Source organism: Nonomuraea maheshkhaliensis, assembly GCF_039529435.1.
Classification (GTDB): Bacteria; Actinomycetota; Actinomycetes; order Streptosporangiales; family Streptosporangiaceae; genus Nonomuraea; species Nonomuraea maheshkhaliensis.
Genome location: NZ_BAAAMU010000171.1, coordinates 1 through 19,649, shown reverse-complemented (window position 1 = coordinate 19,649; position 19,649 = coordinate 1). Strand labels below are relative to the sequence as shown.

Below are 19,649 nucleotides of genomic sequence, written 5' to 3'. Positions count from 1 at the left end.
GGGGGCGGGCGGCCGAGTCGGCCGCGACGTGGGCGCGGCGGGCCCGCACGGCCACGGCCGACCGGGTGGTGAAGTCCGTGTGCCCGTACTGCGCGGTGGGCTGCGGCCAGAACGTGTACGTACGGGACGAGAAGGTCGTGCAGATCGAGGGCGACCCCGACTCCCCGATCAGCCGCGGGAGGCTGTGCCCGAAGGGCGCGGCCAGCCTCCAGCTCACCACCGACTCCGGCCGGCGGTACGACGCCCTCTACCGCGCGCCCGGCGCGGCCGACTGGCAGCCGATCGACCTGGCCACCGCCATGGACATGATCGCCGACCGGATCATCGCGACCAGGCGCGGGACGTGGCAGTGGGAGCAGGACGGCCGGCGCACCGCCAGGACCATGGGCATCGCCAGCCTGGGCGGCGCCACGCTGGACAACGAGGAGAACTACCTCATCAAGAAGCTGCTGACGGCGCTCGGCGTGGTGCAGATCGAGAACCAGGCCCGCGTCTGTCACAGCTCGACCGTGGTGGGGCTGGGCACGTCGTTCGGGCGGGGCGGCGCCACCACGTTCATGCAGGACCTGCAGCACTCCGACTGCGTGGTCATCCAGGGCTCGAACTTCGCCGAGGCCCATCCGGTGGGCTTCCAGTGGGTGATGGAGGCCAAGGCGCGCGGCGCGGTGATCATCCACGTCGATCCGCGCTTCACCAGGACGAGCGCGCTGGCCGACCTGCACGTGCCCATCCGGGCCGGCTCCGACGTGGCCTTCCTCGGCGCGATCATCAACCACGTGCTGGAGAACGAGCTGTACTTCCACGAGTACGTGCTCAACTACACCAACGCGGCCACCATCCTGCGCGAGGACTTCCGCGACGCCGAGGACCTCGACGGCGTGTTCTCCGGCTTCGACCCCGAGACGCGCGCGTACCACGACGACTCCTGGCAGTACGAGGGCATGGCGGCGGTCCCCGCGTCCGGCGAGCGTGACTTCGGCTACGACCGGCCGGCGCACGAGACGCCGGGGCGCGGCGAGGTCCAGGGCAGCACCGGCGTCCCGCTGGACTGCCGGCCCCGGCGCGACGAGACGCTGCGCGACCCGCGCTGCGTGCTCAACGTGCTGCGCCGCCACTACGCCCGCTACACGCCGGAGATGGTCGAGCGGGTGTGCGGGGTGCCGCGGCACCTGTTCGAGGAGGTGTGCCGGCACCTGACGGAGAACTCGGGGCCCGACAAGACCGCCGAGTTCGTCTACGCGGTCGGCTGGACGCAACACAGCGACGGCTCGCAGTTCATCCGGGCGGCGAGCATCCTGCAACTGCTGCTGGGCAACATCGGCCGCCCTGGCGGCGGCATCCAGGCGCTGCGCGGCCACGCCAGCATCCAGGGCTCCAGCGACGTGCCGACGCTGTTCAACCTGCTGCCGGGCTACATCCCGATGCCGCACGCCCACGAGAACGAGCGGCTGCACGACTTCCTGCGCGCCGACGCGCCGCACCAGGGCTTCTGGGCGAACATGCCCGCCTATCTGATCAGCCTGCTCAAGGCATGGTGGGGCGATGCGGCGCAGGCGGACAACGACTTCCGGTTCGCCTGGCTGCCCCGGCTGACGGGCTCGCACAGCACGTACGACACGGTGCTGGCGCAGCTCGACGGCACCTGCAAGGGCTACCTCCTGCTCGGCGAGAACCCGGCGGTCGGCTCGGCCAACGCCAGGATGCAGCGCCTCGGCATGGCCGAGCTCGACTGGCTGGTGGTGCGCGACCTCAACCTGATCGAGAGCGCCACCTGGTGGAAGGACGGCCCGGAGATCGAGACGGGCGAGCTGCGCACGGCCGACATCGGCACGGAGGTGTTCTTCCTGCCCGCGGCCTGCCACACGGAGAAGGCCGGCAGCTTCACCAACACCAACCGGCTGCTCCAATGGCGTCACCAGGCCGTCGAGCCGCGCGGCGACTGCCGCAGCGACCTGTGGTTCATGTACCACCTGGGCCGCCTCATCAGGGAGAAGCTGGCCGGCTCGCAGGACCCGATGGACGAGCCGGTGCTCCACCTCACCTGGGACTACCCGGTCGAGGGCGAGACGGCCGAGCCGTCGGCGGAGGCGGTGCTGGCCGAGATCAACGGCTGGGACGAGCACGGGCGCCCGCTGTCCGGCTACGCCGGGCTCAAGGCCGACGGCTCGACCGCCTGCGGCTGCTGGATCTACAGCGGCGTGTACGCCGGCGGCGTCAACCAGGCGGCCCGCCGCAAACCCGGCTCCGAGCAGGACTGGATCGCCGCCGAGTGGGCGTGGGCCTGGCCGGACAACCGGCGCGTGCTCTACAACCGGGCCTCGGCCAGGCCGGACGGCAGCCCGTGGAGCGAGCGCAAGCGGCTGGTGTGGTGGGACGCGGAGGCGGGCCGGTGGACCGGCCACGACGTGCCCGACTTCGAGCGGGACAAGAGCCCCGGCTACCGGCCGCCGCCCGGCGCGTCGGGGGTGGCGGCGCTGTCGGGCACCGATCCGTTCATCATGCAGGCCGACGGCAAGGGCTGGCTGTTCGCCCCCGCGGGGGTGGTGGACGGGCCGCTGCCGACCCACTACGAGCCGCAGGACTCGCCGGTGGCCAATCCGCTCTACGGGCGGCAGCGCAACCCGGTCCGCAAGCTCTATCCGCATCCCGACAATCGCTACCAGCCGAGCGGAAACGAGCCGGGGGCGTCGGTCTATCCGTACGTGGTGACGACGTACCGGCTGACCGAGCACTTCACGGCGGGCGGGATGAGCAGGTTCACCCCTTATCTGGCCGAGCTGCAGCCGGAGATGTTCTGCGAGGTGTCCCCCGCGCTGGCGGCCGAGCGCGGGCTGGTGCACGGCGACTGGGCCACGATCATCACCGCGCGCAACGCCATCGAGGCCCGGGTGCTGGTGACCGACCGCATCCCGTCGCTGCACCTGAACGGGCGGGTGCTGCACCAGATCGGCCTGCCCTTCCACTACGGCCCCAACGGGCTGGCCAAGGGCGACGCGGCCAACGAGCTGTCGGCGATCTCGCTGGACCCCAACTCGCACATCCAGGAGGTCAAGGCCCTGTCGGCGGACATCCGCCCGGGACGCAGGCCGCGCGGCCCGGCGCTGCCCGAGCTGGTCAGGTCCTATCAGCGGCGCGCGGGCATCACCGCCGGCACCGGAACGGAGGCGTGAGCCGTGGCTTTCGACCTGGACGAACGCCTCGACGGCGGCAGGGTCGGCTTCTTCACCGACACTAGCATGGTGCACCCATATGCTCCATATACTGGCAGGCATGAACAATTCGGACCTGCTCCCTGAGGGTGCCCGCACGTTATCTGGCCTGCGCGTTGGCCTCTACGTCCGCATCTCCGACGATCGTGAGGAATTGGGCCGAGGCGTAGCCCGTCAGCTCGAAGACGCCACCGCCCACGCCCTGCGTCGGGGGGCATCTGAGACCCGGGTTTACGAGGAGAACGACACCAGCGCTTACAAGAAGCGGCGGCGGGTGGTACGGGGCGAGGACGGCGACTCCTACTTCATTTGGCGAGTGATCCGCCCCGTATGGCAGCAGATGCTGGCTGACCTCCGTCATGGTGTGATCGATGCGGTTGTGGTCTACGACATCGATCGCCTGGCGCGCGATCCGCGCGACCTCGAAGACGCCATCGAGATCGCGCAGTTCCGGAGCAAGCGCTTCGAGGGGGTGACCGGCTCTCTCGACCTCAACACGGACTCCGGCGTAGCAATGGCGCGCGTCATGGTGGCCATGGCGTCTAAGGCGTCCGCCGACACGGCTCGTCGGGTGAAGCGGATGCACCGGGAACTGGCCGAGAAGGGCGTTTCCAAGAGCCCGTGGCGTCCGTTCGGCTGGAATAAGGACAGGACTACCCTCCAGCCTGTTGAAGCGGAGCTGATCCGTGAAGCCGTGCAAAAGATACTGGCGGGTGTCCGTGTCGGCGGCATCGTGAACGACTGGGCTGAGCGCGGAATCAGGACGCCTCGTGGCAACAAGTGGGTGTGGACAAATCTGCTCCTGATGCTGAGGAATCCGCGTCTCTGCGGATACCGGGGACGTGTGAATCAGTGGCTCAACGACAAGGGCGCGTACGTCAATGAGTTGGAGATCGTCACCCGGCCGGACGGTACGGAAGTGCTCGGCCAGTGGGAGCCGGTCATCACCCGGGAAGAGTGGGACAGGTTGATCGCAAAGATCGGCAAGCACGCGAAGCCGACGGGGCTGCCTGGGGGAAGTAGCGCTCGCAAGTACCTGCTGACCGGCTTCGCCCGGTGCGGTGCCTGCGAAGGCCATCTGAAAATGGCAGGAAACGCTATCCGCCCGTCGAAGCGGTATAAGGAGAACTTTTTCTACTACTGCACCGGCGTAGAGCGTGACGAATGCCAGGGCAACAGCCGGACGGGCCCGCCCGTTGACGAACTGATCCGTGACCTGATTTTCATGGTTCACGACCAGCAGATGAGCGGCGGCGTGGTCGAAGAACCGCGCGACACGCCGGAGGAGCTTGCAGTGCGAACTCGGCTCGACGACATCGACGGGTTGATGAAGGACCTGTACGAGCGGTGGAAGGCGAAGAAACTGTCGTCCGACCGGTACTTCGCTATGTCCGAGGATCTGGAGACCGAGAAGGTGGAGTTGATGGCGAACCGGGCTGCCACAACTCAGGTTGTTGCCGACGCTGACTTCGCCGAAGCGGTCAGGAGGGGCTGGGACGACGCCACGCTGGATGAGAAGCAGGCGTTTCTCGGCAAGTACTTGAAGGCGGTAATCATCCATCCGATCCCGCTCATGAAAAGCAAGACCGGCGGCAAGATGGTGCGGTCCCCGAAATTCAATCCGGACCTGATTGAGCCGGTGTGGATCCACGGGTCACCGTTCAAGTAGAACGACACTTAGGCGGCCTGCCGCCCCGGGCGAGCGGACACACGACTTCCGCTCACGCGAATGCCGAGGCAGGTATTGGCCGCTGCCCATTCCTCCGGCGAGAGCCGAGGGGCAAGTGCTGCGTGGCGCTCCAGCCACGCTTGACGCTTGCGCTCGTCCTCGCTGACGGGCTCCTGGTCATTCATCGTGCGCACAGGGGCGTTATTCACCGCTTCCGCAGTCGTCGGGTTGATCACGAGCACGACGCTACGGAGGGGCTAGTTGGGATGCACAAGCCCTGCCGAAGAGGGAAACGTCACAGCTCAACGAGTTGGGATGTTGTTTGCCAAGCCCGGGAATCGTCTGATATTGGCCCGGAACAGCCGGGCCGGAAATCGGCTCACAGAGGCTCTCAGGGCCTCACAGCACAGAGCCCCCGACCCACAACGGGAACGGGGGCTCTGTCGTGTCTGGCTCTGGCCTGGTCCACCGGTCGGCCTCATCACGCTGACCAGCGGATTTCTTAGAGGCCGGACAGTCGCCGGCCGATTTGCGCCCAGGGCACGGGAGCGCTGATCAGATGCCTATCCGGCCTTTCGCCGCTGATACTCCCGCATGTCGACGACGACCCCGCCCAGTTCCGGCACCCTGGCGTCGTCGAGCTGCTCGGCCTCGGGCTCGTCGTCGAGCTGCTCGGTCTCCTGCTCGTCGGCCTCCGGCTTGAAATCGGCGGCGGCGACGATCGGCCGCTCACGGATCAGCCAGTACTGGTTACCGCCCATGGGGTCAGGCCGTTCGGACACCTGAATCCCGGCGTTCTCAAGTTCCTTCAGAAGGTTCCTGATCTGGCGTTCCTTCACGCCCATGTACCCGGCCAGCGTCTTCTGAGAAGAGAACACCGGCCTGTCATGGTGCCCCCGCCCGATCCTGTCGAGCATGAGCCAGAGCCGGAGCGCGGCCGACGACACAGAGCTAGCCGTCATCCACATGAAGACCTGGGCGTACGCCGTGCGGCTCACCTTGGCCGAATCCCGGCCACGGTAGGTGTCCCCAGGGATCTCGCCGACGAAGAGCTGATAGGCGTTCCCGCCCCTAGTCTTGGTGACCTCGATCAGGCCGATTTCCCGCAGCTCAGAGACAGCACGCTTGACCGTCCGCGCGCTGAGACCGGAAAGCGTCACCAGCTCGTCAATCGTGAAACGCACCGGATTTCCGAGGTAAAGGCGCGAGTGCAGAACGGCCAGGACACAAATCCCGTTGTGCGAGATCATGCCCGACCAGATGAAGGTCTCCGGGAGCCGTGCGAACCGCTCAAGGGCGCGCTCGTCTGCTACGATGTGCATTGCATTCCTTTACGTTGATGTCGTGTCCTCGGGCCCGTGGGTGTTGCTCGCACCCCGGGCCCTTTTTGTTTCTCCTCCGCCATTGACTGTAGCCGGAATGGCACAGACGTTGATTTCACAAAAAGCCGCGAATGCTTTGTCATGCGGGCACGGAGTAGGTTTGCTGCCCGCCTTTTGGCGGATGTGCACAAAGGCGAGTTGGGGTTCTGCGGCAAAGTTTGTCGGGTCCTGACATGCGAGTCACAGCCGCGAGCGTTTCTCCTGGTCGGAGGCGTGATCGCTGACTCTCCAGGTAGCCGATTGGCAGATTCTCACAATGCAGAGTTGGGACCGTTTGTGGGCTCCCGCCAGTTGGGATTTGCCTCGTAAGGTGCCCGGATTCCGGGCCCCCGGCCGCTCATGGTGGTTCCCCATGTGTCCTAGGTGATGGGGCCAAATAGTGCCGGTGGTAAGGCCGCTGACCTGCACCGATGCCGGGATGCTCCCTCAGATGCCCTAGCCAGTGAGGCCACCCAGGGCACGCGGGCACCAATGACACCCCCTCTGACCTGCACTGATGCAATATATGGGGCCAAATCTTGCCGGTGCCCCTCCGTGGATGGGGCCAAATCTTGCCGGTGGATGGGGCCAAATCTTGCCGCGTTATAGAGAGCCTTTAGAGAGATGAGTTCTTGTGTAAAGACTTCGTCTTTACACCGGCGCGCGCTTCGCGGCACCGGGGGAACCCCGATCTGAGGGGCATTCCCGGTGGGTTCAGTAGGAAATCGGCAGAGGCATGGATTCCCGGCATGGCCTACGGCCCAAGATTCTCGGATACATAGCCAGGGAAGGCTGAGAGCCATTCTGCGGCCGGTTTCCCGGCCCCCCGATCTCTCGGTCGGCCTACAGCCGGAAATCGGCTCAGAGGGCCTCTCAGGGCTTCTCGACAAGTGGTTTGATTTCTGCGCTCGCTAATGCGCTCGGGTTCGTCGAGCTATCTCTTGGCTGGGACGGCTAATGGAGGATCGTCATCGCCATCATTGCCATCTTTGGCATCACTTTCCTCACGCTCAGCAAGTGTCCGTCGAGTATGCTCGGTCGCATCCTGGAAAAATTTCGCCATTGCCTCTGCTATGCGGTTCACCGAACTCGGACTCACAGTGTTTTCATAAAGTCCCTGGATCGCACTAGAGGAGGCGGGAGGGGCATTCAGCGCCTTTTGCAGCCTGGCCGAATATTTAAGCTCACCCAGCCTTTCAGCCTGTTCTGCGAGTAGTTGCGCGTACAAACGACGGCCCATGTCGTCTGTGTCGCTGTCAGCAATCTGCTTTGAGAGAACCTCAACCTGGTGTTGCTGTTCCTCGGCCACAGCGTCGAAGTCGACCTGGCCGCCCGGATATGTCAGCGTCTTCAGCCGGTCGAGTAGACGATCGAAGGCATCTCGGTGCCTGCGCATGATCAGCCACACTGCGAGGACCACAGCCACGGGCCACGCCACTGCGCCTATAAGGCCCGCGATGGCCTCGATCAGCTTCGCCCACTGCTCCATACGCTCCATTCCAGCCGCAGTGTGCCGCACATGGACGCGGACGTTCTCGAATCGTGATGGCTTGCAGTGCCCCCGGAGTGCTGTGGGTGGTCTGGAAGGCTCATCCGAGGGCCGGGCGTCTAGGCGGCCGTCTGGAGCTGTCCGGCCTGCTTCCCGGCCGCCGCTCCGGCACGCGGGAGCTCCGGCCTCCGACACTGGACATCACCCCGAAGCAGATCCCTGAGAGCGCGCGTGACGCGCGAATACGATCACTCCGGATAGACGGATGCCAGGAGCGGCCTACGGCCGTCAGAGAGGTCTACAGCCCCCGATCTACGGTGCGTGCCCCTGCCGATCGTGGGGAGGCCCTCCAGCCCTCCAGGACTCGGCAGGGGCATGCACCTACCCCTGGGTGTGACCCTCCCAGAGGCGTTCTGGCCTGGCGCTCACCGGCCTATGGGTGTGGTTGGGGGCAGCAGCGAGCGCCAGGGGCTTACGGGGGAGCACGCGGCCCCGGATGGGGATGTGCTCCTGCTCGGCCAGCCTCGCGGCCAGCTCGACAAGGTCACTGGCCACCAGCACGTTGAGCCGCTCTCCGAACGCGGAAATCGGCAGGTTGACGCGCCTGTACGCGGCAACACCGATCACTAGGTCAGTGCTGATGACCCACGTGTGCCCGTACATGGCGGCGAGGCCCTCAACGGTGTGGCGGTGGTCAGCCATGTACGGACTGTACGGCCTACTCGTTCATCCTGTACACCCCCGGCAATCCGGACCGTCCGCAACTCCCTGACCTGCACGTACATAACGTTGGGGCCGTGACCATTGACCAGCTCGACCCCACGCCGCTCTGGCAGCAGTTGGCCGCGATCATCCGTGAGCGGATCAAGGCCGGTGACTTCGAGCCGCGCCAGCCGTTGCCAAGCGAGGCTCAGCTACAGCAAGAGCACGGCGTTGCGCGCGGCACGGTCCGGCGTGCCATGAGAGCTCTGGGCGAAGAGGGCTGGACCGTCACCGTGCAGGGGCGTGGCACGTTCGTTGCTCCCCGGGAGTCCTGGCCAGAGCAGCCGGAGAGCTAAAAATCGGCACGAGCGGAAATTCCCGGCCCGTATTTTCCGTGCCCCTCGGTGGCCAGCGGTTGACCTGCGGAAGCGTCGAGCCGCAGACCATGCCGGCCAAATTCTCACCCCCTCTGACCTGCATAGATGCTCCGATCGGAAATTCGGCGAGAGCCAGAGCGGTTTTTTTCAGCAGGGAGAGCAGCCCAGCCACGCTCTCAGGAGCTCCGACGCGACCAGGGGCCTGTCCTTCGTCGCTGATCTCCCCTCCCCCGTCTCCGGCACCGCAGGCGCGTGCTGGGGGGTAGGGGGGTCTTACTCCAGTCTTAATACCCGGAGGGTAGGAGCTCGGGAATCCGAGTCTCGGAAAATGACCCCTGGACTGACCAGGAAAAACGTCCTGGTCGGAAATTCGGCGGGAGCCAGGGCGGATTTTCCCGGCAACGCAACGCCTCTCCCCTCCCGGAAAATCGGCCAACGTCCGATCGGATTTTCCCGCTGGCACAGCACGTCGACACGGCCGGAAAAATCGGCCCGGGTGGATCTGCACAGCCACCACGTAGAGCTCCCCTGCCTACCCTGCGATGACCTGTGCGGCTCCTACCCCGAGCGCCAGAGGCCGGCAAAAATCGCACCCCTTCTGACCTGCACAGACACCGCTCAGAAAATCGGCGGGCGGCAAGCGGCTATCCCTACAGACTCTCCCAAGGACACACACAGGAACTCTCCTCACGGCCCCTGCCAGATCTCCCGGTGCTCTCCAGCTCCCAGCGCTCCACAGCCCTCTGCCGAATTTCAGGCGCTCCCAGCTCCCGCAGGGCCTCTCCCTGCCCACCAGCTCCCCGCAGGGCCGTTCCCGGCCCACCAACTACGCCAGGCTCTGCCCCTGCCAATTTCCGGGGGAGGGACGCGAGAGTGAGCCGTGACCTTGTCGACAGTGGCCTATTCGAGCCTCACGCCCTAGCGCTCGTCGACCACCACGGCGGCCGTGCTCCTGGCGCTCGTCGTCGAGCAGCTCCCCGCGCGGCCGTCGACCACTCCCCGGAAAATCGGCACCGGTCGGGACCGGCGTCCCTCGGCCGTACGTCTCCCCGTACGTGAAATAGCTGACGTACTGAGCTCCAGGCCGGACTCGTCGGCCGTCCGGCCGTGCTCCGTGTTCCTAACGTCGGTCTGACCGATATTCACCGTGACGTCATGAGCCCACGGCCTCATGGCGTCGAGCCGTCAAGCCGTCATGACTCCACGGGCTCATGCCTTCCTGCCATCACGGCGTCGAGCCGTCATGACGCCAGGGGTCACTACTGATGACCCCATGCCCCGTCAGGAGTACGGAGTATCTGACGCCATGGCGGGCCGTCCGGCCGCCCCTGACCCCATGACTCACCTCGTGTACAGAGATGACCGGCTAGGCCGTCATGTCCTGCCACGTGAGTCGGTACCCCTCCACGCTCACGCGGTCGTCATAGGGCGTCCGTAGCTCCGTACGGCATGCGTCGTGACAGGGCACAGGTCCCCACACCCATGCCTTCGGCGCGCTGGTATGCGTGACGCCCTCTACGCGGATCTTGCCTCGGCGGTCAGGCGTGACGTGGCCCTTACAGACCTCGCAGATGTACTCCATACGGCCGAAGGTATGCGATCTCGACACCGGGCGGGCGTCCATTGACCTCATGCCGCCATGGGCTCGTGACGTCATGGCATCACGGCTTCATGGGCTCTCCCGACTCTCCCCTTTGGGTGTCGAAAAACGATCGTTTGCCGACACTCTCAGCCGTCCGGCGTTCGCCCAGCACGGGATTGTCGGAAAATCGTGTCGAGAAACTATGACGATAAACGGTGTCGTCGTGGTATTCTCGACACATGTTGATCGGATATGCGCGAGTCTCCACGGACGACCAGAACCCTGACCACCAGTACGACGCTCTCACCAGGGCCGGTGTCGAGCCGGGAAACATCCACCTGGACAAGATCAGCGGCTCAAAGAGCAGCCGTCCTCAGTTCGACCTCGTGCTCAAGATGCTCCGCGAGGGAGACACGCTCGTGGTCACCCGCCTTGACCGTCTCGGCCGTTCCATGGTGCACCTGGTGAATTTGGGCGCGGAGCTGCGTGAGCGCGGCATTCACCTCCTGGTCACGGAGCAGGGCATTGACACCCGCACTCCGGAGGGGCGTGCCATGTACGGCATGTTCTCCGTGTTCGCCGAGTTTCAGCGGGAACTGATCGTTGCCAACACCCGTGACGGCCTGGCCGCCGCACGGGCACGTGGCCGTAGCGGTGGCCGTCCCAAGGCTCTCCGCGAGCGTCAGGCCCAGCTTGCCCGCGAGATGTACGACGAGACCGGGCAGGACGGCAAGCGCAAGTGGACCGTTCAGCAGATTGCGGATGAGCTGGGCGTGAAGCGCACCACCGTGTACGGCTACCTCAAGGCTGAGCAGCCGACCGCGAGCGTCTAGCTCAGAGCCCTATCCAGAGCCTTCACGCACTCCCCTGCGGAGCGTGGGGGCTCTCGTCATGTCTAGGGGCAGGGCGGCCGTCGTCGGCCTGCTCGTCGGGCCCGCCCCTTGACAAAAGGCACCCCCACCACCCTTAAGTCAGGCCCTTGAAGGGCCCCCCGCCTAGTTTTCCAAATACGTTTCTGGCTCTTATCCATGACAGTGGCCTGGAGCGTCGACCAGCGCATTTGTCGGAATTACTATCACTCCGCTCATTGTGTCTACCATGGTAGCCATGAGAAAAATTAGAACCGGGGTGACAATATCCCCGGAGAGTTTCAAGTCCATGCTTGCAGAAAAGGGCGTCACCGCATACAGGCTGGCCGGAATGATCGATAGCACGCACTATCAGATTTATCGACTCACGCACGGCCAGTCGACCAGCTTCGGGTACCTGGCACGCCTCGTTCCTGTGTTTGGCCTGGTCGCCGTGGCCAACATCATCACTGATCAGGAGACTCGCAAGGCATTCATTTACTGGTGCCCGATGCCCGAGCGACCCAAGAGCAAGAGCCCTCGGAAAAGTCCGAATAACTGAAAGGAACAGTCCTATGAACCCCCTGAATTCAAACACTCCCGGCTTCTGGAGCCCTGAGCGTCTCGCGCAGCGTGCGGAAACTGAGCGACTCCGGAAAATGCAGCAGCAGGAAGCGCAGCAGCAGGATTGGATGTCCACTGTTGGCGCAACCCTGATCAGCATCATCAACAGCTACACGAACAATGTGAGGCCCGCGCACACGCATGATGTCGAGAAGGATTTCCTGGAGAACTATCCCGGGTCCAGCCCTGCCGATTTCCGCGCGGCTCTGGAGGCTCTCAAGGCTGCCGGGAGGGTGTACGAGGTCCTCGGCCGCGAGCAGCTCATGGGCGGCCGTTCGACCAGCCTCCACGTGCTGTAGGAGGCAACTCAGTAACTACCCCGGCTGATCAGCCGATCCCCGAAACCCGGAAGTTCACACGGCTGGAGTTGGGTCCCAACTACTCGAAACACGGAACAGGAACCCAACTCCAGCTCCCCGGCCACTCACCAGGCCAACCACCACCGACACCCCTTCTGACCTGGGGAAACATCAACCGCGGAAATCGGCCGGCGAACCCCTCCCCGGGTGCGACCAGTTACTAGGCTGAGAGCCAGCGGAGGGCGTACGAAAGCCCCGTGGGGATCTCCCCCCACGGGGCTCTCTGGTCTCTGATCAGCACCACCAACGGCCGCTACAGAATCGGCTCTCTCCACGGTCCCGATGACTGTTGCGGTCCTGATCGATACCGGCCTTACGGAGACGCTCGCGGTACTGCTCTCTGTCGCGCTCCCGCTCCCGTTCGGCCTTGCGCTGCTTAGCCAGGGTCGCAGGGGAGGGCCTGGTGCCGACCGTGATCCACAGCTTGACGGTCTGGCCCTCCACGAGCTTCGTACCGGCCGCAGGCTCCTGCTTGGTCACCTTGCTCTTGCCCTCAAGCAGCTTCGCGCTGGTCTTCTCGGCCACGTACACCGTGTCTCTGACGGGGTCGAACAGCTTGTTCAGCCGCTTGAGCGACCAGCCGCGCACGTCCGGCATGGTCCGGTGCTCCGCGTAGAACGTCTGAGCCTCCGGCGCCCAGGTCGACGTGGGCGTAGCCGTGGCGGCCGTGTAGCTCGGTCGGTCTGAGCAGCCGTCGACCAGCGCGCCCAGGGCGATGATGCCGAGCACCGCTCCGGCCGTTACCTTGATCGCTCGCATGTTCCCCTTCCCGGGTTGAGGATGATACTCAACGGCGCTTTCTGGAAAATCGGCCTGGTCAGCGGGCGCTGATCTCACCCTTCCTGCCACACCGGGGACACGGCCGGAAGCGCTTGGACCACACGCCCGAGGGCAGGACACCGGCGCCTCCGCACTTCGGGCAGACCTTGATCGGGTTGCGCTTGTGGGAGATCAGCGCGACCAGGAGACCGGCGATCAGGAGGGCGATGAGGAGAGTCATGGAGGGACGTCCTTTCTGATACTGAGCGTGAGATTTCCGGGAGGTATGCAGGTGGCCGGAGGGATAGAGGGGCTCTCGCGTTTCCGCAGGTGGGAGGGTTGCGCCCCTATGCCGGCCGATTCGTGGTCAGGGCCCCACCTGCAAGGCCGTTCTTGCTGATCAAGAGGTGTGCATTGAGGGTGTGCACCGGGCCTGCACCGTGGAGACCGATGCAGACCCGCGTGCAGACCCGTGAGCCGTGACAGAGCGTGTAACTACGCGGTGGCCAGGAGATCCCGACCAGCGGCCGTCAGGAGCGCCGCACGCGGCCGGACCATGCCGGAGGACCGGCGCCGAGAGGGGATGCCCGCAGCGTCGAGCAGGGCGGCCGTACGCATCTCTGCGGCCTTGCCCTGCTCCCAGCCCATCCGGCGCGCTGCCATGGCCGCGAGCTCTGCGGCCGGAACCCACTCCGTGCCCCACGCCTGCACGTCGTCAGCAATGGCCACCAGGAGCGCCACGGCCTCAGCGGGCACCGGCGCGGCCTCAGCCGGAGCGGAGTCGAGCTCGTCAGCGTCCGTCCGGACGTACACGCTGGTCTCGTCCAGTCCGGCCGCCGCGAGCGTCTCGGTGTCGAGCTGGGGGCAGAGGCCCCCGGCCGCGTACGCCTCGGCCCTGGCCTGGGCAACGCTGCCGGACATGTATCCGACCTTCATCGGGAGCGCCATGTCCTCACCAGCACCGGCCAGGTAGAACGTCCCTGCGTCGTTCGGAGAATCGGCCGACGTGGCGGGCTGGTAGCGGCCCGGGTCCCACCCACGAGCGCGAGCACCGGCACCGAACAGAAGGTCAGCCTGCCAGTCCTGGAGACCAGGCCCGGCTGCCCGGAACGCCACCTGACCAGCGATGCTGTCTCCAAGGGTGTCCTTCTTCGCATCCTGGCTGGCGAAGATCAGGAAGACGGCCGCCTTCCGGCCGATCCTCAGGAGCGACACCGCAGCCTCGCGGGCGGCCGGAGTCAGGCGCGGGTACTCGTCGACAATCACGGCCAGCGCCGGACGCTCCGGCGTGGCCTGCCACGAGTCCCCCATGCCCAGCTTCCGCAGGAGCCGCGTACGGGCAACGGCGATGGCCACCGCATCGGTAAGGGCCTGTTCACAGGCTTCCGGGTCGAGAGCCACCCGGCCCATGACGGCCGCCTGCGGAGCCTGGCCGACGCCGGAGGGGTCAAGGTCCCAGACGTGCGTGTCTCCGGCCGCCCCGAGGCCGTCAACGATCGCCCGCAGGAGGATGGACTTACCGCCCCCAGAAGCGGCCAGGATGAGGCTGTGCTTGCTGGCGAATGCCGTGCTGATCTGGGCACCGTCGAGCCTCTGACCCAGCCAGATGGCATCGCGGACGCTCCGGCCTGCGGAGTAGTCCGGAGCGGACGGCATATCCGCCCACGGGTCCGACTCGACTACCCGCAGGGTCACCCGGGCCCGGCGCTCCCGGTCCGGCGTGACCAGGACTCCGGCCTCCCGAACGTCGAGCAGCGTTTCCAGGTCAGCGCCTACGCGGGTGATGTCACCAGGCTTGCCCTGGCGCATCTGGACGATGACCTCCCAGCCCCAGGGCGTAGCGGTGGCCGTGAGCGGCCGGACGTTGATCTTCTCGATAGCCAGGGCCCGGCGTACGGCCTCCATGGCGGCGGCCGGAGTCGAGCAGTCGGAAATCGGCATCGCGGGGAGCCTCGTGCCGTCCTCCGTGATGCCGACGTCGGCACCCTCCCGCACACGGAGCTCGGCACGACGCCGCTCGTGCTCACGCCGGATGCTCCCGCCCACGACGGCCAGGCCAGCCAGACCGGCCGCAGGGAGGGCAACGGGACTGGCCATGCTCGCCACGGCCGCCACGGCATCGGCCAGCAGGCCGTTGAAACCGCCCACGAGCAGGGACAGGAGAGGATGAGAGGGGGTTGCGAGGTAGGCGACCTCTCCGGCCGTCATGCCCCACGCGCCCAGAGCCACGGGGAACCGGCCGATCCGTACGCGGGTCACCCAGGGGAGCGCCAGGGCCTTAGCGACCGCTCCGGCCCGCGCGGCACGGGCCTGCTGGAGCTGCGTGTAGACGGCCGCGTGCTTCTCGGCCACCTGGCCACGGTGGGTGCCGCCCTCCCGCAGGTGGGAGAGCTTCGCCCAGTCCCATGCGCGCTCCCAGGAGTGCACCGGCGTCTTGAGGGTGCCGTGCCCGACGACGCTCACGGCGTAGCGCAGCGCGCCGACCTGGGGAGAAAGGGGACGCTCCGTCCGGTGGAAATCGGCCGGCGAAGGTGTGGGAGAGGAATCGGCCTGGTCAGTGCCCTGGCCGTCGGTGCGGCTCTGAGCGGCTTTGTCCGCCTCGGAGGTGTCCTTGATCGGCTGAGCCAGGGAAACGGGCCGAGGGACGCGCTCAGAGCCGCCCATGGTGATCTCTACGGCATCGGCGCTCATCGGGTGCCTCCCTCAACGTCGGCGGAGCAGAAGGTGTGCAGCGGGTCACGGCCGCAGCGGGGGCACGTGGTGCTGTCGGCGATGTCGGCGTCCAGCTTCCGGACCACGTCGGCGAAGCGGCGGATGTGCTCGTAGTCGCCGAAATTCGGGTCGGAAGCGAACTTGTGGGCGTACTCGATGAGGGCCAGGGGCTCGAGATCCGCCAGGGCCTCGGAGATCCGCTTGAGCATCCGGGAGCGCAGCCAGGCCGGAGCCGTCCGGTAGTGGTCCGGCATCTGGCCGAGCACGTCACCAGCCAGCCGAGAAAGATCTTCCTGATTCGCCGAAGGCGTCTGCGCGGAGCCTCGCGCGGTACGGACCGTACGCTCGCCTACGGCGAGAAGATGATCACTGGTTTTCTTCTTGGTCTTCTGGTCTTTTGTTCTTCTTATAGGGGTGGATTTTCCGTCGTTGGTGCCGACCTGCGACGATGCGTCGTTTCCGCTGGTCACGTCCTGCGACGGGTTATCCGTCATAGGCGCGGCCTGGGCGTCGACCTCGTTTCCGCTGGTCATGACCTGCGACGGATTTTCCGGCGTAGGCGCGGGGGTGGAGCTGCCACCAGGGACGGAAAATCCGTCGTTGGTGCTGACCTGCTGATTTCCGGCCGTCCAGGGGTCGCACAGGATGTAGTCGACGCGCCCAAGCTTCCCGCTGCTGGCGCGCTCACGTTCCCGGATGAGGTAGCCGTGCCTCTCCAATTCCCTGATAGCGCCGCGTACGGCGTCGCGTCCGTCCGGCGCTGCGGCGATGAGGGTGTTTTCCGAGATCCGGAAGCCGACCTTGTGGGAGGCCAGCCAGGCGAGGACGCCGCGAGCCTTCCAGGTCAGCCGCTTGTCACGGACCCACCTGTTGCTGATCGTCGTGAAGTGATCGGTGGGAAGTTCGGCCCGGCGGATGCCGGTACGGTGGTTCAAGGATCGCTCCTGGTAAGCGCAGGGGTGGATCTCAGACCCCGGGCCGGTGTTGGCGCACCGACCGGGGTCGTTCTGTGTCTGTGGCTTCGTGGGCCCTCGTGAGGGCGATTTCGGGTTTGGGGGTTACAGGCGCTCGTCGCGGAGGATCTGCGCGGTCTCCCGGCTGCAATTCAGGGCCTTACGGATGCGCTCCGCAGAGGGCTGCTCAGGAAGGTCACCGTTCGCGATCAGGAGCGTGAGCTGAGTCCGGTGGTCGGCCAGGGTCTTACCGCGAGCAGGCTTGACCGGAGCGCTCTCCGTGGCCCTCTCCGACCGCAGGTCAGCGGGGTGAGAGGTCGACGGCCGCGAGGTCTCCGAACGGGTCGAGCCAGAGGGGGTCACCGACTGGCGGCCGTGGTCGAGGCCGGAGAACGCGGCCAGGATGATCGGGAGAGCGGTCACGATCGCCACGGCGACGACCGGCCCGAGGATGTGCAGGACCAGAGCCGACAGGGAGAAATCGGCGGCCACCCACGGCAGGTGACGCCAGGCGTTCATGCCGAGCGTGAGGGCCAGGAACAGGTACTCGATCCGCGTGAGCGTCTTGGACTCGATCGGCTGACCGTGCGTGGCCATGTAGGCGCGAGCGCCGACGATGACGAGCAGTGCCATCGACATGAACGGCTCAACGAGCCAGGCGAACACCCACGACGGCGACCAGGCCGGAGCGCCCTCCGAGGCGAACACCTGGACACCGGCCGTCGACCAGGCCAGCGCGAGCGTCAGCGACACCATGGCCACGGTGACCAGGAGCTTGCGCATGCGCGCGGCCTGCCACGCCTTCATCATCGGGTCCTGGGCGAGCTCGTGCAGACGAGCAGCCTCGTACGCCGCGCGGCGGCGCTTGCGCACCTTGGGGGAGTCGAGCATCAGGGGCGTGTCGTCGTCCTGGAGCTCCGCCAAGTGGCGGGCCTCGGCGACCTCGGCCCGGAGCTGACGCACGCGCTTGGTCTCACCGGTCACGGTTGCGGGCACGGCGGCGGAGGGCTGGGGAGCGGGCTGCTCGACCGGCACATGGGCGGCCAAGAACGCCTCAGTCTGGCTGATAAGCGCGGAGACATCTTCGGGCTCAGGGATGTTACTAATGGTCATGGGTCCTCTCCTGGTGAAGCAGGCGGGGGTCAAGGCCCTGAGCAGGTGTTCGAGCACCGGCTTGGGGCCGTTGGTGTTGTCAGGGGAATTTGCGGCCAAGTCCGTCATGAGGGCCCGGCGAAGGTTTGTCCCGCTCCGACCCGGGCAAGCCGCTGAGAGACGCCACAGCGTTCTCCCAGGTCAGGGCCATAATTTGGACACTCATCATTCGAGGGCTTCCCGTGACGGACGTAGCACCGGATAGGTACGGCTTCTTCACCGACACCAGCATCTGCATCGGGTGCAAGGCGTGCGAGGTGGCGTGCAAGGAGTGGAACCAGGTCCCCGACGACGGCCTGGAGTTCACCGGCATGTCCTACGACAACACCGTGGGGCTGGGCGCCGACACCTGGCGGCACGTGGCGTTCGTCGAGCAGCGCCGGCCGCTGGGGCACCAGGAGCCCGGGGTCGGCGACATGGACTTCCGCTGGCTGATGGCCTCCGACGTGTGCAAGCACTGCACGCACGCGGCCTGCCTCGACGTGTGCCCGACCGGGTCGCTGTTCCGCACCGAGTTCGGCACGGTCGTGGTGCAGGAGGACGTCTGCAACGGGTGCGGCTACTGCGTGCCCGCGTGCCCGTTCGGGGTGATCGGCAAGCGGGAGAGCAGCGGCACGGCGGCCAAGTGCACGATGTGCTACGACCGGCTCGGCGCCGGGGAGGAGCCGGCCTGCGCCAAGACGTGCCCGACGGACTCCATCCAGTTCGGGAATCTGGAGGAGCTGCGCGAGCGGGCCGAGCGGCGGCTGGAGCAGGTCCGCGCCGCCGGCACGACCTCCGCCCGCCTGTACGGCCACGACCCGGGCGACGGCGTGGGCGGCACCGGCGCGTTCTTCCTGCTGCTGGACCAGCCCGAGGTGTACGGCCTGCCGCCGGACCCGGTGGTGACCACGAGGGACCTGCCGTCGATGTGGCGGCACGTCGGGGTGGCGGCCGTGGCCCTGCTGGCGGGGATCGCGGCCACGGCATGGCGAGGGCGGACGAGATGATCACTTGGGTACGGGCGTCTCCGGCGGGCGTGACGTGGACATATGAGGCGACACGTGCGGCGGGCGTGACGTGGACGTGTGCCGTGGCGGGGGCCGCGGGCGTGACGTGGACGTGCGGGTGGCGGGGGCGGCGATCGTGAGCCAGACGGTGAAGCAGCCGGTCAGCCAGACCGATGTGCGGATGGACCGCGCGGCCGGGCTGCGCGGCGAGCGGGAGGCCACGCCGGGCTCGGCGGGCCGCAGGCGCGAGCGGCTGATGGTGCCGAAGGCGGACTTCGACTCCTACTACGGCCGCCCCGTGCTGAACGCGCCGACGTGGGAGGCGCCCGACATCGCCGGCTACCTGTTCCTCGGCGGCCTGGCGGGCGCGTCGTCCACGCTGGCCGCCGCCGCCGAGCTGACCGGCAGGCCGCGCCTGGCCAGGGCGAGCAGGGTGGGGGCGCTGTGCGCGATCGGCGGCTCGTTCTACTGCCTGATCCACGACCTGGGCCGCCCCGAGCGCTTCCTCAACATGTTGCGGGTGTTCAAGGTGACCTCGCCGATGAGCGTCGGCACCTGGGTGCTCAGCGGGTTCGCCCCGGCGGCCGGGATCGCGGCGGCCAGTGAGGTCTCGGGGCTGTATCCGGGGCTCGGCCGGGCCGCCACCCTGGCGGCGGGGGCGATCGGGCCGGCGGTGGCCACGTACACCGCGGCGCTGATCTGCGACACGGCGGTGCCGTCCTGGCACGAGGGCTACCGCGAGATGCCGTTCCTGTTCGCCGGGTCGGCCGTGGCGTCGGCGGGCGGGCTGGGCCTGCTGGCCGCGCCGCTGTCCGAGTCGGCCCCGGCACGCCGGGCGGCGGTGCTGGGCGCGGCCGTGGAGTG

16 protein-coding genes are annotated in these 19,649 nt (G+C 66.8%); 8 read left to right on the top strand and 8 right to left on the bottom strand.

Translation table 11 applies throughout. The annotated features are described in order from the left end of the window. Together fdh and ABFX54_RS51630 are read left to right on the top strand one after the other, a co-directional pair. A partial coding sequence (gene fdh, locus ABFX54_RS51635; protein ID WP_346114591.1) for a formate dehydrogenase occupies positions 1 to 3,170 on the top strand: 3,170 nt, incomplete at its 5' end. Positions 3,171 to 3,270: 100 nt separating this feature from the next. Next, on the top strand, positions 3,271 to 4,878 hold the full coding sequence (locus ABFX54_RS51630; RefSeq protein ID WP_346114590.1) for a recombinase family protein: 1,608 nt from the start codon (positions 3,271 to 3,273) through the stop codon (positions 4,876 to 4,878). Positions 4,879 to 5,441: 563 nt separating this feature from the next. Here ABFX54_RS51630 and ABFX54_RS51625 read toward each other — a convergent pair. From ABFX54_RS51625 to ABFX54_RS51615, 3 genes are all read right to left on the bottom strand, one after another. Further along, positions 5,442 to 6,200 (bottom strand): helix-turn-helix domain-containing protein, encoded by a 759-nt coding sequence (locus tag ABFX54_RS51625; protein ID WP_346114589.1) that lies wholly within the window; start codon positions 6,198 to 6,200, stop codon positions 5,442 to 5,444. A gap of 973 nt (positions 6,201 to 7,173) precedes the next feature. Further along, the gene (locus ABFX54_RS51620) at positions 7,174 to 7,728 is read right to left on the bottom strand and encodes a hypothetical protein (RefSeq protein ID WP_346114587.1); all 555 of its coding nucleotides are present in this window, start codon (positions 7,726 to 7,728) and stop codon (positions 7,174 to 7,176) included. Between the two features lie 381 nt (positions 7,729 to 8,109). Then, positions 8,110 to 8,430 (bottom strand): hypothetical protein, encoded by a 321-nt coding sequence (locus tag ABFX54_RS51615; RefSeq protein ID WP_346114586.1) that lies wholly within the window; start codon positions 8,428 to 8,430, stop codon positions 8,110 to 8,112. A 95-nt stretch (positions 8,431 to 8,525) separates the two neighbouring features. Between ABFX54_RS51615 and ABFX54_RS51610 the strand changes: the two genes are divergently transcribed. The 4 genes from ABFX54_RS51610 to ABFX54_RS51595 all read left to right on the top strand — a co-directional run bounded on the left by ABFX54_RS51610 (position 8,526) and on the right by ABFX54_RS51595 (position 12,160). Continuing rightward, positions 8,526 to 8,786, top strand: a complete 261-nt coding sequence (locus tag ABFX54_RS51610; protein ID WP_346114585.1) for a GntR family transcriptional regulator — start codon at positions 8,526 to 8,528, stop codon at positions 8,784 to 8,786. Between the two features lie 1,842 nt (positions 8,787 to 10,628). After that, positions 10,629 to 11,222, top strand: coding sequence for a recombinase family protein (locus ABFX54_RS51605; RefSeq protein ID WP_346114584.1), 594 nt, complete (start codon positions 10,629 to 10,631; stop codon positions 11,220 to 11,222). A 274-nt stretch (positions 11,223 to 11,496) separates the two neighbouring features. Continuing rightward, entirely contained in the window at positions 11,497 to 11,799 is a 303-nt protein-coding gene (locus ABFX54_RS51600) for a hypothetical protein (protein WP_346114583.1), read from the top strand. A 13-nt stretch (positions 11,800 to 11,812) separates the two neighbouring features. Beyond that, a complete protein-coding gene (locus tag ABFX54_RS51595; RefSeq protein WP_346114582.1) occupies positions 11,813 to 12,160 on the top strand; it encodes a hypothetical protein in 348 nt (115 codons plus the stop codon). Positions 12,161 to 12,454: 294 nt separating this feature from the next. Here the strand turns inward: ABFX54_RS51595 and ABFX54_RS51590 are convergent, their stop codons facing one another. The 5 genes from ABFX54_RS51590 to ABFX54_RS51570 form a co-directional block, all read right to left on the bottom strand. After that, the gene (locus ABFX54_RS51590; protein WP_346114581.1) at positions 12,455 to 12,979 is read right to left on the bottom strand and encodes a PASTA domain-containing protein; all 525 of its coding nucleotides are present in this window, start codon (positions 12,977 to 12,979) and stop codon (positions 12,455 to 12,457) included. Positions 12,980 to 13,037: 58 nt separating this feature from the next. After that, the gene (locus tag ABFX54_RS51585; RefSeq protein ID WP_346114580.1) at positions 13,038 to 13,220 is read right to left on the bottom strand and encodes a hypothetical protein; all 183 of its coding nucleotides are present in this window, start codon (positions 13,218 to 13,220) and stop codon (positions 13,038 to 13,040) included. A 254-nt stretch (positions 13,221 to 13,474) separates the two neighbouring features. Beyond that, a complete protein-coding gene (locus ABFX54_RS51580; RefSeq protein WP_346114579.1) occupies positions 13,475 to 15,670 on the bottom strand; it encodes a hypothetical protein in 2,196 nt (731 codons plus the stop codon). Further along, on the bottom strand, positions 15,667 to 16,626 hold the full coding sequence (locus ABFX54_RS51575; protein ID WP_346114578.1) for a hypothetical protein: 960 nt from the start codon (positions 16,624 to 16,626) through the stop codon (positions 15,667 to 15,669). The genes ABFX54_RS51580 and ABFX54_RS51575 overlap by 4 nt, the downstream gene beginning before the upstream one ends. A 123-nt stretch (positions 16,627 to 16,749) precedes the next feature. Continuing rightward, positions 16,750 to 17,865, bottom strand: a complete 1,116-nt coding sequence (locus tag ABFX54_RS51570) for an MntP/YtaF family protein (protein ID WP_346114576.1) — start codon at positions 17,863 to 17,865, stop codon at positions 16,750 to 16,752. Positions 17,866 to 17,978: 113 nt separating this feature from the next. Here ABFX54_RS51570 and ABFX54_RS51565 point away from each other — a divergent pair, with 113 nt between their 5' ends. Next, entirely contained in the window at positions 17,979 to 18,785 is an 807-nt protein-coding gene (locus ABFX54_RS51565; RefSeq protein ID WP_346114574.1) for a 4Fe-4S dicluster domain-containing protein, read from the top strand. A gap of 181 nt (positions 18,786 to 18,966) precedes the next feature. Continuing rightward, a partial coding sequence (gene nrfD, locus ABFX54_RS51560; RefSeq protein ID WP_346114592.1) for an NrfD/PsrC family molybdoenzyme membrane anchor subunit occupies positions 18,967 to 19,649 on the top strand: 683 nt, incomplete at its 3' end.

Coding starts and splice junctions, on each gene's coding strand:
- ABFX54_RS51630 (WP_346114590.1), top strand. CDS start 3,271: ATGAACAATTCGGACCTGCTCCCTGAGGGTGCCCGCACGTTATCTGGC.
- ABFX54_RS51625 (WP_346114589.1), bottom strand. CDS start 6,200: ATGCACATCGTAGCAGACGAGCGCGCCCTTGAGCGGTTCGCACGGCTC.
- ABFX54_RS51620 (WP_346114587.1), bottom strand. CDS start 7,728: ATGGAGCAGTGGGCGAAGCTGATCGAGGCCATCGCGGGCCTTATAGGC.
- ABFX54_RS51615 (WP_346114586.1), bottom strand. CDS start 8,430: ATGGCTGACCACCGCCACACCGTTGAGGGCCTCGCCGCCATGTACGGG.
- ABFX54_RS51605 (WP_346114584.1), top strand. CDS start 10,629: ATGTTGATCGGATATGCGCGAGTCTCCACGGACGACCAGAACCCTGAC.
- ABFX54_RS51600 (WP_346114583.1), top strand. CDS start 11,497: ATGAGAAAAATTAGAACCGGGGTGACAATATCCCCGGAGAGTTTCAAG.
- ABFX54_RS51595 (WP_346114582.1), top strand. CDS start 11,813: ATGAACCCCCTGAATTCAAACACTCCCGGCTTCTGGAGCCCTGAGCGT.
- ABFX54_RS51590 (WP_346114581.1), bottom strand. CDS start 12,979: ATGCGAGCGATCAAGGTAACGGCCGGAGCGGTGCTCGGCATCATCGCC.
- ABFX54_RS51585 (WP_346114580.1), bottom strand. CDS start 13,220: ATGACTCTCCTCATCGCCCTCCTGATCGCCGGTCTCCTGGTCGCGCTG.
- ABFX54_RS51580 (WP_346114579.1), bottom strand. CDS start 15,670: ATGAGCGCCGATGCCGTAGAGATCACCATGGGCGGCTCTGAGCGCGTC.
- ABFX54_RS51570 (WP_346114576.1), bottom strand. CDS start 17,865: ATGACGGACTTGGCCGCAAATTCCCCTGACAACACCAACGGCCCCAAG.